At 66.9% G+C, this 15552-nt stretch carries 16 protein-coding genes; 5 read left to right on the top strand and 11 right to left on the bottom strand.

Features of this window, described 5'->3' with window-relative positions; genetic code table 11:
* The first annotated feature begins 191 nt into the window (after positions 1-191).
* Positions 192-401: a hypothetical protein gene (locus tag RW112_RS17330; protein ID WP_317782933.1), complete on the top strand. Its 210-nt coding sequence runs from the start codon at positions 192-194 to the stop codon at positions 399-401.
* Positions 402-457: 56 nt separating this feature from the next.
* Here the strand turns inward: RW112_RS17330 and RW112_RS17325 are convergent, their stop codons facing one another.
* The 4 genes from RW112_RS17325 to RW112_RS17310 form a co-directional block, all read right to left on the bottom strand.
* Positions 458-1072: a dihydrofolate reductase family protein gene (locus RW112_RS17325; protein WP_317782932.1), complete on the bottom strand. Its 615-nt coding sequence runs from the start codon at positions 1070-1072 to the stop codon at positions 458-460.
* Between the two features lie 70 nt (positions 1073-1142).
* Positions 1143-1481, bottom strand: coding sequence for a CU044_2847 family protein (locus RW112_RS17320; protein ID WP_317782931.1), 339 nt, complete (start codon positions 1479-1481; stop codon positions 1143-1145).
* A 68-nt stretch (positions 1482-1549) separates the two neighbouring features.
* Complete coding sequence (gene trxA, locus RW112_RS17315) at positions 1550-2023, bottom strand: thioredoxin (RefSeq protein WP_371745862.1); 474 nt, start codon at positions 2021-2023, stop codon at positions 1550-1552.
* Positions 2024-2108: 85 nt separating this feature from the next.
* Complete coding sequence (locus RW112_RS17310; protein ID WP_317782930.1) at positions 2109-2594, bottom strand: nucleoside deaminase; 486 nt, start codon at positions 2592-2594, stop codon at positions 2109-2111.
* A gap of 184 nt (positions 2595-2778) precedes the next feature.
* Here RW112_RS17310 and RW112_RS17305 point away from each other — a divergent pair, with 184 nt between their 5' ends.
* Positions 2779-3888, top strand: a complete 1110-nt coding sequence (locus RW112_RS17305; protein ID WP_317782929.1) for a ScyD/ScyE family protein — start codon at positions 2779-2781, stop codon at positions 3886-3888.
* Positions 3889-3954: 66 nt separating this feature from the next.
* On the opposite strand, the gene rbfA is transcribed toward RW112_RS17305, so the two are convergent.
* From rbfA to rimP, 5 genes are all read right to left on the bottom strand, one after another.
* Positions 3955-4464, bottom strand: coding sequence for a 30S ribosome-binding factor RbfA (gene rbfA, locus RW112_RS17300; protein ID WP_305940376.1), 510 nt, complete (start codon positions 4462-4464; stop codon positions 3955-3957).
* Between the two features lie 243 nt (positions 4465-4707).
* A complete protein-coding gene (gene infB / locus RW112_RS17295; protein ID WP_317782928.1) occupies positions 4708-7614 on the bottom strand; it encodes a translation initiation factor IF-2 in 2907 nt (968 codons plus the stop codon).
* A 152-nt stretch (positions 7615-7766) separates the two neighbouring features.
* A complete protein-coding gene (locus RW112_RS17290; protein ID WP_317782927.1) occupies positions 7767-8108 on the bottom strand; it encodes a YlxR family protein in 342 nt (113 codons plus the stop codon).
* A gap of 216 nt (positions 8109-8324) precedes the next feature.
* Positions 8325-9305, bottom strand: a complete 981-nt coding sequence (gene nusA / locus RW112_RS17285) for a transcription termination factor NusA (RefSeq protein ID WP_305940373.1) — start codon at positions 9303-9305, stop codon at positions 8325-8327.
* Positions 9305-9922, bottom strand: a complete 618-nt coding sequence (gene rimP, locus RW112_RS17280) for a ribosome maturation factor RimP (RefSeq protein ID WP_317782926.1) — start codon at positions 9920-9922, stop codon at positions 9305-9307. Before rimP ends, nusA begins: the two co-directional genes overlap by 1 nt.
* Before the next feature lie 105 nt (positions 9923-10027).
* On the opposite strand from rimP, the gene RW112_RS17275 reads away from it, so the two are divergent.
* From RW112_RS17275 to RW112_RS17265, 3 genes are all read left to right on the top strand, one after another.
* The gene (locus tag RW112_RS17275) at positions 10028-11233 is read left to right on the top strand and encodes a ferritin-like domain-containing protein (RefSeq protein ID WP_317782925.1); all 1206 of its coding nucleotides are present in this window, start codon (positions 10028-10030) and stop codon (positions 11231-11233) included.
* Positions 11234-11356: 123 nt separating this feature from the next.
* Positions 11357-12088 (top strand): VIT family protein, encoded by a 732-nt coding sequence (locus RW112_RS17270; RefSeq protein ID WP_317782924.1) that lies wholly within the window; start codon positions 11357-11359, stop codon positions 12086-12088.
* Positions 12089-12159: 71 nt separating this feature from the next.
* Complete coding sequence (locus tag RW112_RS17265; RefSeq protein ID WP_317782923.1) at positions 12160-13233, top strand: aminoglycoside phosphotransferase family protein; 1074 nt, start codon at positions 12160-12162, stop codon at positions 13231-13233.
* Here RW112_RS17265 and RW112_RS17260 read toward each other — a convergent pair.
* The gene (locus RW112_RS17260; RefSeq protein ID WP_317782922.1) at positions 13230-14666 is read right to left on the bottom strand and encodes a pyridoxal phosphate-dependent decarboxylase family protein; all 1437 of its coding nucleotides are present in this window, start codon (positions 14664-14666) and stop codon (positions 13230-13232) included. The genes RW112_RS17265 and RW112_RS17260 overlap by 4 nt on opposite strands.
* A 73-nt stretch (positions 14667-14739) precedes the next feature.
* Positions 14740-15534: a sulfite exporter TauE/SafE family protein gene (locus tag RW112_RS17255; protein WP_317782921.1), complete on the bottom strand. Its 795-nt coding sequence runs from the start codon at positions 15532-15534 to the stop codon at positions 14740-14742.
* Positions 15535-15552 lie beyond the last annotated feature (18 nt).

Here is a 15552-nt window from a genome sequence, read left to right as displayed (position 1 = left end):
GTGACCGCCTTGCGCTGGCTCATCGTCAAACCCATCCCTCAAGGATGTCCGCACCACGGCATTCCCGGACCTTTTCAGGTGAGGCAACGTATCCCGCTCCACGGACCTTTCCTATGAGTCAATGCGGTCCCTAGTGCAGAACCCGGCGGCGCCTTAACCTGTCCACAGGGGCGGCACCGGAGAGGAACATCATGTGGTGGCAGGACCTGCTGTGGGGCTTCTGGAACGGTTTGACGGCGTGGATCGTGCTCATCGCGCACGTGTTCGGAGCCTGGGCGGAATTCCCGTTCTACAACACCGCCAGGGCAGGCAACTGGTATGATTTCGGTTTCCTGCTGGGGATGGGATCGCCGGTGCTCGGCGGGCTGGGTGCCCGCGGCGGCCGCCGTTCGCGAACGTAGCGCCCCGGACAGGGCGAACCTGCCCCGCCATACAGGGCCGCCTTACAGGGCCGCGATCAGTCGACAGCCGACATATCACCGACGCCGGGCGTGCCCTCGGCGAGGGCATAGCGCTGCAGCACCGCACCCTTCGGCGAGGCGACCACCGGCTCGATGAGCCTGAGGTTCGTCGGAACCACCCCGCGGGCGAAGACCTTCTTTCCACTGCCGAGGAGGATCGGATACACCCAGAGCGTGAGCCGGTCGAAGAGCCGCTCGGCGAACAGGGTCTGCACGAAGTCGAGGCTGCCGATCACGTGGATGTTCGCGTGGCGGTCGCGCAGTTCGCTCACGGCGGCGGAGATATCGGGACCGAGCAGTGTGGAGCCCGCCCACTCGAGGGCTGGCGTCCGGCGCGAGGCCACGTATTTAGGGAGGCGGTTGAACAGCCGCGCAATGTCCCCGTCCGCGTGCGGCCAGTACCCGGCGAAAATGTCGTAGGTCCGGCGCCCGAGCAGCAGCGCGTCCATCCCCTCCATCCCGGCGTCGATCTGTTCGCCGACCACCTCGTCGATGAGGGGTGCCTGCCACCCGCCGAACGTGAACCCGCCATCGGGATCCTCACTGGGCCCGCCGGGCGCCTGCGCGACGCCGTCGAGCGTGGTGAAAAGGTCGATATGGATGAGTCCCATGATGTGTTCCTTTCTGTCGCCCGTCGTCGGCCCGGCGACGGGATCACTTCGAGGCTGCAGGAGATACGCCCTAGTACTCAAGCTCCTCGTCGGGCGGCGGTTGCTCAGGCGACCAGGACATCCGGACGATGAAGTGCGCTTCGGTCACGTTCCTGGCGATGATCGCCCCGGCCGCCCCCGCCATTTTCACGCCGAACTGAAGTTCCAGATGCTCGGGAGCAAGATCCCCCAAAACTTCGGCCGCCGCCTTGGCGGCCGGTCTGACGGCTGCGAGTGCATCTTCGAACCTGCGCCCGGTGTCCTGGATCCCCTGTTCGTCACGTGAGCGGTGTTCCACCCCGAAGCTGCCCTCCTCGGCTTCCACCAGGACCACGCCTGACCCGACTTCGTAGCGCAGTATCTCTGTCATCGCTTCCTCCGTGTGCCGAACTGTGCCGAACATGTGCCTAAAATCCCGGGAGCGCAGCCGTGGGGTGCTCAGCTGAGGCTGGAGGAAAGCGCGTGTTCCAGCCAGGTCCGCAGGGCCGGCGCAGGAGCGGCGCCCGCCTGCCGGGCGACCACCATGCCGCCGATAATCACCATCAACGTGGGGATCGCCTGCACGGCAAACCGCGCTGACAGCCCGGGTGCCCGGTCAACGTCGACTTTGACCAGCTTGATCCGTCCCGCCTTCTCGGTCGCCAACTGGTCCAGGACCGGACTGACCAACCGGCAGGGGCCGCACCATTCCGCCCAGAAGTCGATCAGGGCAGGCACCGTTGACTCCTCCGCGATGTGCTTGAAGTCAGAGTCGCCGGCGTCGACGATCCACGGCAGGTCGTGGCTGCAGTTGCCGCAGCGCGGACGGCCGGGAGCAGCCGCGGGAATCCTGTTCGTTTTTCCACAACCGGGACACTTGATGAGCCTCGGTTGCACTGCTCCGCGCGGCCGTCCCGTCGCTCCTGAAGTCATGCGTTAATCGGACGCCTGCCGGCCGGGGGCGGATAGAGTCGAAGGTCCCGCCGCCGTACCACCGGGCCGGGAGCCCGGGGCCCGTTCAGTATTCGGTGCGGTCCGGGTTGTCGCGCCATGCATCAAACGGGAGGTTCGACGCCGGGATGTCGGTTTGCCTGACCGGCATGAGGTCCGGCCGGGTCCCCTCGAAATACTCGTAAAACAGGGCGTCGTCGAACCCGGCGGCGGCGGCGCCGTGCCGGTCCGCGGCAAAGTAGACGCGGCCGATCCGCGCCCACAGCGCGGCGGCCAGGCACAGCGGGCAGGGCTCACAGCTTGCGTAGAGCACGGCCCCGCTGAGATCGAAGTTGGCGGATTCCGCCGCGGCCGTGCGGATTGCCACCACCTCGGCATGCGCGGTGGGGTCGTTATCCCTCGTCACCCTGTTGACGCCAAAATAGCGCTCGCCGTCGGCGGTGACCACGAGCGCGCCAAAGGGCCCGCCGCCGTCACTCACGTTCTGCACGGCGAGGTTGACGGCCTGGCCCAGGAAGTCCTGGATGTCAGCGGCGGAAGGTTGGGCGTCCATGCTCCGATCATAGCCAGCCAGCCGCGACTTTCCGGGCAGAAGGACAGCGGAGTTTACGGGAACCATCGACGTGCCCGGCGGGGAAGAAATAGAATGTGCGCTGTGGGGGGCGGCGGTGTTTCCGCCAGCCCGATCCGTGGTCTCAGTGATTCCTGGGAATCATCCTGTCCATTTGGAGACCACCATGAGAAAGCACGTTTCGCTTGCCGCGGCTGCTGTTACCGCCGCGGTTTTCCTGGCATCCGGCCCTGCGGGCGCTGCCGCACCGCCACAGTCAGATCCCGTTATCCTTGCGGGCGGGCTGGTGAGTCCGCTCCACGTCAGCACGGCCCGCGACGGGGCAGTCACCGTCAGTGAGGAATTCGCCGGGCGGCTGATCCGGATCGGTTCTGACGGCGCCAGATCGGAATTGTATTCGGACCCTGCCTGGGATGTGGCCGGGAGCGCCTACCGGCGGGGCACCACCTATTTCGCCGAGAGCCAGGGAGCTGGGCCCATGGATGCCCGTCCGCTCGCCGGTCATATCCGCACCATTGCCCGCGACGGAGCCCAGGCCACCTTCGGTGACCTTGCCGCACTGGAGACAAACGAGAACGCCGACGGCGACGTCACTTACGGTTTTGAGGACCTGCCGGAGGCGTGCGCGGCGCTGCTCCCTCCTGAAGTGCCCGCTTCGTATGCCGGAACGGTCGACTCGCACCCCTATGGCATCGCGTTGTCCGGGGACACCGTGTACGTGGCAGATGCCGGGGCCAACAGCATTGTGGCCATCGACGCCGACTCCGGTGACACTGAGACCGTCGCCGTCCTGCCGCCGCGTCCCTACACCGTCACGGCCGAAGTGGCGTCAGCCCTGCAGCTCCCGGACTGCGTTGCGGGCCTCACTTATAACTTTGAGCCCGTTCCCACGGATGTCGCGGTGGGTCACGACGGATGGCTGTACGTGTCGGTGCTCCCGGGCGGACCGGAGGATCCTGCGCTCGGTGCCCGCGGCGCCGTGTACCGGGTCAACCCGGACAACGGCCGTGTCCGGCTCTTCGCCGACGACGTGATGTCACCCACCGGGCTGGCACTGGACGACGACGGCGACGTGTACGTCGCGTCCCTGTTCGGTGAGGGCGTCCTCAAGATAGACGGCCACAAGCAGCGGACGGTGCTGGCCGGCAAGGTGACTGCCGACGTCGCCATCAGGGATTCCAAGCTGTACGCAACCACCGATGCCCTCCCGGCGCCGAACCAGGCGCCCGACGGCAAAGTGGTTTCCGTTGACCTTGACAGGCACTCCCGTCACTGACACAGCCCCCTAAACAAGAGTGTGGCCGGCCGCATTGCGGTCCGGCCACACTCGTGGTGCGACGTCCTACTTGCTGTTGTCCTCGTCGAGTTCTTCGTTGTCGATGAGGTCTTCATCCTCTTCGTCGAAGTCGTCTTCGTCGATTTCGACGTCGTCGGGAATGTCGCTCTTGTAGGGATCAGCGTCGCCGGCGTGCTTGGCGCCGGCAGCCAGGGCGGCCACTTCAGCGTCGCGCTTCTTGGCGGCGCGGAGCAGTTCCTCCAGGTTGGAGGCGTTGACCGGAATCTGGTCAGCCACGAACTCGAGCGTGGGAGTCAGCCGCACAGTGATGTTGCGGCCCACTTCCTGCCGGAGGACGCCCTTGGCCTTCTCCAGGCCCTTGGCAGCATCCGCCTGGACAACCTGGTCCCCGAACACGGTGTAGTAGATCGTGGCGTGCTGCAGGTCATTGGTCACGCGGGCATCGGTAACAGTAATACCTTCAAGCCGCGGATCCTTGACCTTCCGGCCCAAAGCCTCTGCAACAACAACCTTAATCCGCTGCGCCAACTTGGCAGCGCGTGCCGGATCAGCCATTTCCACTCCTAAATATTTGGATGTACGACGGCGCGTTAGCGGCTTACGTACTCAAGTTTGGTAATTGCCACGCGCCTAAGGCGAGTCTACGACGGACTCCCGTTGGATTTTTTCCGGCGGCCTGGGAGTGGCATCGGGCCTGCCGAAGCTGGGTGGCCGACGTCGTAAGACGTTGGCCATCCAGCGAAGGGGCGGGGCCGCCGGAAAAAATCCAACGACCCCGACCCTGTGAAACTCACGCGACTAGACGCGCGGCTTTTCGCGCATCTCGAAGGTCTCGATGATGTCGCCCTCGTTGATGTCGTTGTACGAGCCAAGGCCGATACCACACTCGAAGTCCGTGCGGACCTCGGTGGCGTCGTCCTTGAAGCGCTTGAGCGTCTCAACGGTGAGGTTGTCGCCGATGATCTTGCCGTCGCGGCTGATGCGGGCCTTCGTGTTGCGTCGGATAACACCCGAGCGAACGATGGAACCGGCAATGTTGCCGAACTTGGAGGAACGGAACACTTCCCGGACCTCGGCGGTGCCAAGCTGGACCTCTTCGTACTCCGGCTTGAGCATGCCCTTAAGGGCCATCTCAATGTCATCGATTGCTGCGTAGATGACGGAGTAGAAGCGCATGTCCACGCCTTCGCGGTCTGCCAGTTCGGCAACACGCTCGGCGGGCTTGACGTTGAAGCCGATGATGACGGCGGAGTCGACCGTTGCCAGGTTGACGTCGTTCTGCGTGATCGCACCGACACCGCGGTGGATAACGCGGAGCTGGACACCCTCGCCGACGTCGATCTTGAGCAGCGCGTCTTCGAGGGCTTCCACGGCACCGGACACGTCACCCTTGAGGATGAGGTTGAGGGTGTCGATCTTGCCTTCGGCGACGGCCTGGTCGAAGTCTTCCAGGCTGATGCGCTTGCGGCGCTTGGCCAGGGCGGCGTTACGGTCGGCAGCTTCACGCTTCTCGGCGATCTGGCGGGCGGTGCGCTCGTCAGCGGTCACGAAGAAGGTGTCACCGGCGCGCGGGACGTTGGACAGACCCAGCACCTGCACGGGGCGGGACGGGCCGGCCTCGGTCAGGACGCTGCCGTCGTCGTCGAACATCGCACGGACGCGGCCGTGGGCCGTGCCTGCCACGATGGTGTCGCCGACGTGCAGCGTACCGGACTGGACCAGGACGGTGGCAACCGCACCGCGGCCCTTGTCCAGGTTGGCTTCGATCGCGATACCGCGGGCGTCCTTGTTCGGGTTGGCGCGCATGTCCAGGGCTGCGTCTGCGGTGAGCAGGACTGCCTCGAGCAGCTCGTCGATGTTGAGGTTCTGGCGGGCAGAGACCTCCACGAACATGGTGTCGCCACCGTATTCTTCGGGAACCAGTCCGTACTCGGTCAGCTGGCCGCGGACCTTGTCCGGGTTGGCGCCTTCCTTGTCGATCTTGTTCACGGCCACGACGATCGGCACGTTGGCCGCCTGTGCGTGGTTGAGGGCTTCAACGGTCTGCGGCATCACGCCGTCGTCCGCTGCGACCACCAGGATGGCGATGTCGGTGACCTTCGCACCACGGGCACGCATGGCGGTGAACGCCTCGTGGCCCGGGGTATCGATGAAGGTGATCTTCCGGTCGGTGCCTTCGTGCGCGGTGGTGATCTGGTAAGCACCGATGTGCTGCGTGATGCCGCCGTGTTCACCCGCGACGACGTCGGAGTTACGGATGGCATCCAGCAGGCGGGTCTTACCGTGGTCAACGTGACCCATGACGGTGACAACCGGAGGACGTGCTTCGAGTTCCTCGTCGCCTTCAGCTTCAAGTTCGGCATCGAAGTCGATGTCGAAACCGGAGAGCAGCTCGCGCTCCTCGTCCTCCGGCGATACAACCTGGAGCTTGTAGCCAAGTTCCTCGCCCAGCAGTGCGAAGGTCTCTTCATCCAGCGACTGGGTGGCTGTGGCCATTTCACCGAGGTGGAAGAGAACCGTCACCAGTGCGGCGGGGTTGGCCTCGATCTTGTCGGCGAAGTCCGTGATGGACGAGCCGCGACGGAGGCGGACAACGGTGTTGCCGTCGCCGCGGGGCACGCTGACGCCGCCCAGCGACGGAGCACTCATCTGCTCGAGTTCCTGGCGCTTGGCACGCTTCGACTTGCGCTGCTTGCCACGGCCTGCGCCGCCCTTACCGAAGGCACCCTGGGTGCCACCGCGACCGCGGCCGCCCTTGCCGAAGCCACCGCCGGCCGGAGCACCGCCGCCGGCGCCGGGAGCGCCACCGGTACCCGGTGCGCCACCGGGGCGTCCGGGACCGCGGCCGCCGCCGCCGGGACGACCTGCACCAGCGGGTGCGGGACGTTCGGTGCGGTTAGGCATCATGCCGGGAGTAGGACGGTTTCCGCCACCTGCGCCGGGGCGTGCGCCGGGAGCGCCGGCCGGACGCGGAGCACCGGGACGTGCACCCTGGGTACCACCGGGACGCGGAGCACCCGGACGGGGACCTCCTGCGCCGGCTGCCGGACGCGGGCCGCCGGGGCGTTCGCCCTCGGTGCGGCTTCCGCCCGGACGCGGCATGCCCTGGGAAGGAGCGAACGGGTTGTTGCCCGGACGCGAGGTACGTTCGGTGTCGCCGCCGCGGCCGCGGGGCATGCCCTGGGACGTGGCGAACGGGTTGTTACCGGGACGGGGACCGCCCGGACGGGGCGCCGAGCCGCCCTGTCCGCCGGAGCGGGAGGGGGCAGCCGGAGCTTCGGCCTTCGGTGCCGGACGGGCACCGGGCTTCGCGCCGGTGGACGGTGCGGCCGGAGCCGGTGCCGAGGGCGCGGCTGCAGCCGGAGTCGAGGGAGCAGGTGCTGCTGCCGGAGCAGGCGCCGACGGGGCGGGCGCTGCGGCCGGAGCTTCAGCCTTGGGTTCCGGAGCCTTGGGAGCTGCCGGGCCCGGCGCGGGGGCCGGACGGGAAGCCGCGGGGCTGGCGGGCGCCTTGGGCGCTGCAGCGGGAGCTTCGGACTTCGAAGCGCCGGCGGCGGGGTAGGCGTTGCGGAGTTTCCTCACAACGGGGGCCTCAATGGTGGAAGAGGCAGAGCGAACGAATTCGCCCAGTTCCTGCAGTTTGGTTACTGCATCTTTGGAAGTAATACCGAGCTCTTTAGCAAGCTCATGTACGCGGACCTTGGCCACATTTCTCCTGTCTCGGTCCGCACCGAGCCAGGCACGAACCGTCTACTTCTTACTGCGGACCTCCGCCGCGAGTGCAGCTGAAAGGTCCATTGCAGAGCGCAACAAAGTTGTCATCGTTGCGCACTCATCGCTGGGAACTCATCGGGTTTCCATCAGTTTTCTGACCCGCTTTCAGGTTGGACGGTTGTTGCTGCGGCCACCGGAGTGTCCACGGCTTGCGTGCCTGCCGTTATCCGGCGTTCGACGGCGGCGGTTCCGGTGGTGCCCGGGAGGGCACGTCCGAACGCACGCCGCTTGATTGCCAGCGCCAGGCACGTTTCGCTGGGGTGCAGCCATGCACCCCGGCCAGCCATCCGGCGTCGTTCGTCCACCACGACAGCGGCGGAACCGCTGCCTTCGGCGACGAGCCGGAGTAGCTCTGACCGTGGCCCCTTCTTCCGGCATCCGATGCAGGTGCGTTGCGGCTGATCCTCAAGGTGTTGCACTAATGCCACGGTGAGTATCTTCCTGCCCCTGCAAATTTGCCGCCCCGAACCCGCCCGCTGATCACGCATCCGAAAGGAACGCAGATTCTGCGGGCACGCTCAAGGCGCACGAATACCGGCCATAAGGCACGGTCAATGTCTATTCTAGCCCCTCCGGTGCCCCGGCCCCGAAATGACGGGTCAAAACCGGGCGGGACAATCCGGGGGTGCTGCCGCCGAGGCGGCCTAGTTTTCGCGCGGAGCCGCCGCGTCGGAGACGATGTCGATGCGCCAGCCGGTGAGCTTGGCGGCCAGACGGGCGTTCTGGCCCTCCTTGCCGATAGCGAGTGACAGCTGATAGTCCGGCACAACAACGCGTGCGGAGCGGGTTGCCTCATCCGTGATCGTGACGGAATTCACCCTCGACGGCGACAGTGCGCTGGCGATGAAGGTGGCCGGGTCCTCGCTGTAGTCAACAATGTCGATCTTCTCGTCATTGAGCTCGGTCATGACGGCCCGGACACGGGAACCCATTTCACCGATGCAGGCACCCTTGGCATTGATGCCGGGGATGTTGGCTTTGACAGCGATCTTGGTGCGGTGGCCGGCCTCGCGGGCCAGTGCCACGATCTCCACCGAGCGGTCGGCGATCTCCGGAACTTCCAGTTCGAAAAGCTTCCGGACCAGGCCGGGGTGCGAACGGGACAGCGTGATGGACGGACCCTTGGTGCCGCGGTGCACGTCGATGACGAAGGCGCGAAGCCGGTTGCCGTGGAGGTACTTCTCACCGGGTACCTGCTCGGGCGGGGGCAGCAGCGCCTCCACCGTTCCAAGGTTGACCTGGATCATGTGCGGGTTGTTGCCCTGCTGAATGGTGCCGGCCACCAGTTCACCCTCGCGGCCCTTGAACTGGCCCAGGACGTTGTCGTCCTCCGCGTCGCGCAGCCGCTGCAGGATGATCTGCCGCGCAGTGCTGGCAGCGATGCGGCCGAACCCCGCCGGGGTGTCTTCGAACTCGCCGATGGGGGCGCCGTCGTCGTCAATTTCAGTTGCCCAGATGGTCACGTGGCCGCTCTTGCGGTCCAGCTCTGCGCGGGCCTTTTCGAAGGCTCCCGGAGACTTGTGGTAGGCCACCAGCAGCGCCTGCTCGATGGTGGGGATCAGGAGGTCCAGCGGGATTTCACGCTCACGCTCCAGAAGTCTCAGTGCGCTCATGTCAATATCCATCAGGCCTCCTCAGAAGGTCCATTGTGTTCATCTTCCAGACCGACCTCATCGAGGTGGCTGAACTCTATCTCGACTTTTCCATTGCGGATCCTGTCGAAAGGAATTTTTTCGGGTTCGCCCTGCTTGGGCTTCATTCCCTTTTTGGCTGCGATCTCCGGAATGAGGGTCACGCCGTCGTCGTCAACGGACTGGATCCTGCCGGTGATGTTGTCCCCTTGGATGACGTTCACCTTGACCATGCGGCCGCGGGCACGGTGCCAGTGGCGCGGCTCGGTGAGGGGCCGTCCGACACCGGGCGAGGAAACCTCGAGGTCGTAAGGGCGGCTGTCGTAGCTGGGATCGCTGTCCAGTATGCCGGACAGCTCCTTGGAAATCTCCGCAATAACGTCCAGGCTCACTCCGCCGGTCTCCTCCTGCGGCAGGTCCACCACTACGTGGACCACCCGGTTGGCACCGGCGACCTGAATGGAAACGTCCTCCAGGTACAGTCGGTGTGCCTGGACCGAGGGCTCCAGCAGCGCCCGGACGCGCTCGGCCTCCGGGTTGTGCACGGATTCGGCCTCAGCCTTGCCCGTCCCGGTCCGGTCTGATGAAGTCGTGGCTTCTGCATTACTCACGATGCCGGCCGCCTCCCGCTAGATGATGTTGTGTGTACTAGCGTAGCGATTTTATGGGCGCCGTGGTGCACCCGCTTGCTGCCGGGCATGACAACATGGTCTGTTGTGAAAGACGACACCAAGGAAAAACGACGGCCGGGCCGCTATTTCCGGTACGGCATCCTGGCGTCATTGGCAGTGCTTGCCATCAGCCTCGGGCTCGCGCTGACTCCGGGCCCGCCGCCTGAGGCGCCGGAACCCGCCTTCTCTGAACGCGCACGGGCCGCAGCCCTTGCCGAAACGCTGCAGCTGCGCACGACTGGCAGCCAACTCGCCGATTCCGTTTCCGGTGCCGAGCGCCAGGCCCTGCTCCGCACTGTGACTTTGCTGACAACCCAGGCCAGGGCATTGGCCGCACCTGATCAGAACGCCCCCGATCAGGAAGCACCCGATCAGGGGCAATCAACCACAAGTGCCGCTTCGGGGACCGCTTCCGGGGTTCCTTCCGACTCAGCGGGCGGTGCGACGGCGGGGCCGGACTCCCCCGCCGGGCTTGTGGCCGCGCTGTCGGCCAGCGGCGGTCAGCGCCTCACCGATGCGGAAGCGTCCGACGGCGGGATGGCACGGCTGCTCGCCGCCGTCGGCGCCGCACAGCTTCTTCAGGCATCCTCGCTGGCGCCGGCGGTGGGGGCCGCCGCACCGCCGGCGCCCGCGCTTCCGGTAACGGCGCCCCTTCCGGTAATAACGTCGTCAGCCGGAACGCAGGCGGCCGCCGGAAATTCATGCCGGGCGGCGCCGGCTGCCTCCGGAACGGCTGCAGAACCGGCGGTACCAACAGCGACTCCGGAAGCTGCCCTGGCGATGACGGTCAAAACCGAAGCCGAAACGGTCTACGGGTATCAGGTGGCCGTCGCCCGCCTTGAAGGCGCTGCCGCCGACTCGGCGTCACAGCTTTTGGCGCGGCATGAAGCAGTCCTTGCCGAGGCGGAAGCGCTGAGCCGGGCACAGTGTGCGGCTATTCCGCCGCGGGAGGCGGGGTACACGCTCGGCCCGCTGTTCCTCGAATCGCCCGCGTCCGGCCTGGGCAGCCTTGAAGCAGGAACCCTCCCGGTGTACGGGGACCTGGTGGCGCTCAGCGACGGCAGCACCCGGCAATGGGCCATTTCGGGTCTGCTGGCAGCCGCCAACCGCGCCGTGCTATGGGGCGCCGACCCCGGTCCCCTTCCGGGCATTGTGGTGAACACTGCGCAGCTCCCCGACCTCCCGCAGGACGGGCGGGGCCAGGATCCGACGGCACCGCCGGCGTCGACCCGGCAGTCGGACGCCGGATAAGGACCGCTCCCGTCCAGCCCGTTGCCGTCCGGTCCGTTCACCCCGCTCCCGTCCGAGGCGTGCCTAACCTTCCTTAGCCATGTGTTAGTGGCAGGGTCCGGACACCAATGGTTTGCTATAGGCATGGATACCGCAGGGACTGCGACGCAGCACGAGAATGAACCGCACCACAACGACATCGCCCATCGGCTGAACTGGCTGCGCGCAGGTGTGCTCGGAGCGAACGACGGCATAGTCTCCGTCGCGGCAATCGTGGTGGGTGTCGCCGGTGTCACCACCGATTCGGGCCCCATCCTCATCGCCGGTGCCGCGGGCGTGGTGGGTGGCGCCATTTCCATGGCCCTGGGCGAGTATGTGTCCGTCAGCAGCCAGAAGGACAGCCAGCAGGCGCTGATCGAAAAGGAACGGCGCGAACTGGCCGAACAGCCTGAGGAAGAGCTGGAGGAGCTCGCCGCCATCTACCAGGGCAAGGGCCTCAGCGCCGCCACTGCACGCACCGTCGCCAAGGAACTCACGGCCCACGATGCCCTCGGCGCCCACCTTTCGGCCGAGCTCCACATTGACGAAACAGATATCGTCAGCCCGTGGCACGCCGCCTTCGCATCCGCCATAGCGTTCCTGGTCGGCGCGATCCTGCCCATGCTGGCGATTCTGCTGCCCCCGGAAAACATCCGGGTTCCCTTGACCTTCGTGGCCGTGCTCGTGGCGTTGGCCCTGACTGGCGCCCTCGGTGCCTGGATCGGCGGGGGCTCCAAAACGAAGGCAGCCCTCAGGGTGGTGGTCGGCGGCGCCCTGGCACTCATCGCCACCTTCGCCATCGGCAACCTGCTGGGTGCCAGCGGCGTCGTCGCCTGACGGGCGGAACTACCAACGATCCGGCCCCTCTAAGCGATCCGGCCCGGCTACCCGGCGGTACGCTGGATCCGATGAAACAACCCGCAGCTGTCCCCATCCCGCCTGACCTCAGCCGCCGCTACAGCCGGACCAGCGGCGGACGAGCCTGGCTCGGCTCCCTGCAGGGACTGATCTGCGGACGCCTGGAGCGGTGGGGCCTTGAACTGGACCTCGAACCTGGCGCGCTGCCATGGAGCGGGCATGGCGGCGTGGTTGTCCCGGTGACCCGGGCAGGTGTTCCTGCTGCGTTGAAGGTTGCCTACCCGCACGACGAAGCCCGGGTTGAGCGTTACGCCCTCCGGCTCTGGGACGGCCAGGGGGCAGTGCGGCTCCTGGAATCAGACGCCGGAACGTGTTCCATGCTGCTGGAGAGGCTGGACGCCTGCCGCTCGCTACAGGATGTCCCGCTGGAGACGGCCGTGGAGGTATGGGGCGGGCTGACGCGGCAGCTGAGCCTGGCGCCGGACCAGCGGCCGGAGTGGCAGGAATTCGACCATGTGGCTGCCCGCGCCGAACAATGGAGCGATGATCTCCCCGCGGACTGGGAGCAGCTCGGGAGGCCATTTCCGCGCTGGCTGCTGGAGGCCGCCCTGGAGGTCTGCCAGACGCGCGGAGCGGTAGGCCGCCGGGCCGGGACCGACGTTCTGGTGAATTCGGACTTCCACTACCTGAACATCCTGGCCCGGCCGCAGTACCAGCCGCTCCCGCCTGCCGTGAGCGGCTTTGCCGCCATAGACCCGCAGCCGATGATCGGCGAAGCCGAGTTCTCCGTGGCCCCGCTCCTGTGGAACCGTCTCTGTGACCTCCCCCGGTCCGATCCCCGCCAGGGGTTGCTGGACAGGTGCCGGGATTTCAGCGCCTCCGCGGGGCTGGATGCGGAGGTGGCGCGGCAGTGGAGCCTTGCCCGCGAAGTTGAAAATGCCTTGTCGTATGCCGGCCGCCCGCACCACGACGGCGACCTCGCCCGCTCCCTGTGGGTGGCGAGCACGCTTGCGGGACGCACCCTGCCGGGATTGCCTGCGGCCCACGATCTTCCCGAACCGGGACAGGCAGCATCGGGGGAAGCGGCCCCTGGCCAGGCAGCACCGGGCCACGCTTCCGGTTAGGCGCCCTCCGGGCCGCGGACTGCCGCCAGGGCTTTCCGAACCGCGTCGACGGCCGTGTCGACGTCGGACTCGTCCGTAGTCCAGTTGCTCACCGAAATCCGCAGGACGTCGCGTCCATGCCAGCGGGAGCCGGACATCCACACCAGCCCGTCCTCGATGATGCGGGCCGTCACCGCCCGCGTTGTGGCGTCATCGCCGAAAGCCAGCGAGACCTGCGTGTATTGGACGTCGTTGAGGATTTCGACGCCGTCCAGCACCGAGAGCCGCTGCGCCAGCTGCGAGGCGCGGCTGACCAGGTTACGCACCTGCGCGGCAACACCATCCCGGCCGAGGGACTTCAGCGCCGCCCAGACAGGGACGCCGCGTGCCCGGCGCGATAGTTCCGGAACAGCCTCGAACGGATCCGCGGCGCCGTCCGCGTTCTGGACCAGGTAGCTGGCGTGCAGTCCCATGGCCGAACGCAACGCGCGCGCATCCCGGACCACCACAATGCCGCAGTCGTAGGGCACATTGAGGGTCTTATGTGCGTCGGTTCCCCAGGAATCGGCACCCTGCACTCCGGCGGTCAGAGCGGCCAGTTCGGGCACAGCGGCTGCCCAGAGTCCGAAAGCGCCGTCCACATGCACCCATGCACCGTGCGACCGGGCCACGGTGATCGATTCCAGGAACGGGTCAAAGGCGCCGGAATGCAGGTTTCCGGCCTGCAGGCAGACCAGCAGCGGGGGCCGGGATGACCCGTCTGCACCATGCGAGGCACTGACCAGCGCACGGTCCAGGGCGCAGTCCAGCTCCGCCGGATTTATACGTCCCTGGCCGTCGGAGGGGACGACAGTGGGCCGGCCAAGGCCCAGGTACCGCAGTCCGAGGTCGATCGTGTCATGCCGTTCCTGGCCCACGAAGCAGTGGATCCGGGGCGCACCAGCGAGGCCGTCGCTGTCGAAGTCCCAGCCGGCGTCGGCCAGCAGGCGCCACCGCGCCGCGGCCAAACCGGTGAAGTTCGCCATGGTCGCGCCCGTGGTAAACCCGACGTCGGACTCCGCAGGAAGGTCGAGCAGCTCGAGCAGCCACTTCCCGGCGGACCCTTCGATGGCCGCCGTGGCGGGGGTGGCGAACCGCACGCACGTATTCTGGTCCCAGGCGCTGACCAGCCAGTCGGCCGCCATGGCAGCGGGGAGGGTGCCTCCGATGACCCAGCCGAAGAAGCGGCCCGAGGGCATGGCCATCAGGCCTGGTTCGGCATTGGTGGCGAGATAGTCGATCACGTCGCCCGCCGGGAGGCCGTTCCCGGGCATCGGGCCGCCGAAGACGGCGTCCAGCTCCCCCGCTGTGGCCCGGGGTCCCACATGCCGGGTCGGCTGGCTTTCCAGCCATTCCCGGGCATGTCGGGCTGCTGCGTCCAAGGCGTCCCGGAAAGGTTCGTCCCCTGCTGACATAGGAGCATGCTACGCCCGCTCCCCGCCCGCCAGGGAGGGTCTTTCGGTCCGAAACGCGGCCGGGCGAAAGGGGTCAGGCGAAGGTGTCCTGCCAGATGTCGAAGCCCAGCTTGAGGATCAGGGCGCCGACGACGGCCAGGAAGACGTTGCGGATGAACGTGCTGCCCTGCTTCACTGCGGTCCGCGCTCCAAGGTAGCCGCCGGCCATGTTGGCGAGCCCCAGAACCAGCCCCACGCCCCACAGCAGCGAGCCGTGCGGCAGGAAGAAGATCAGTGCCCCGGCGTTGGTGGCCATATTCACGATTTTCGCCTTGGCGCTGGCTTCCAGGAAGGCGTATCCCATAGCCGATACCAGTGCGATGACCAGGAACGAACCCGTCCCGGGCCCGATCAGGCCGTCGTAGAAACCGATGGCCGCGCCGATGAGGCAGGCCACCGCATAGTGCGTCCTGCCGTCGTGGCGGAGCGAGGTCAGGTCACCGACGTTGGGCTTGAACGCCGTAAAGAGGGCGACGGCGACCAGCGCCGCCACGATGATGGGTTTGAAAACGCTCGCCGGCAGGGTGGCGGCCAGCACCGCACCGCCGAAGCTTCCGGCCAGCGCGATGACGGCCATGGGTATGGCCGTCCGCAGGTCAGGCCTGACTCGGCTGTAGTACGTCACGGCGCTGGTGGTGGTCCCGAAGATCGAGCCCATCTTGTTGGTTGCCAGTGCCTGGACCGGGCTGATGCCCGGCACCAGCAGCAGCGCCGGGAGCTGGATCAGCCCTCCCCCGCCCACTACGGCATCAATCCACCCTGCGGCGAAGCCCGCCACGATGATGAGGACCAGCGTGGCGGGCTCCAGCGACTCGAATCCCGAGATCACTCCTTGGGCCGTGCGGGG

The sequence above is a fragment of the Arthrobacter sp. B10-11 genome, assembly GCF_033142195.1.
Classification (GTDB): Bacteria; Actinomycetota; Actinomycetes; order Actinomycetales; family Micrococcaceae; genus Arthrobacter; species Arthrobacter oryzae_C.
Note: the sequence above shows the minus strand (reverse complement) of the source record. Positions and strands in the feature narration are given on the sequence as shown.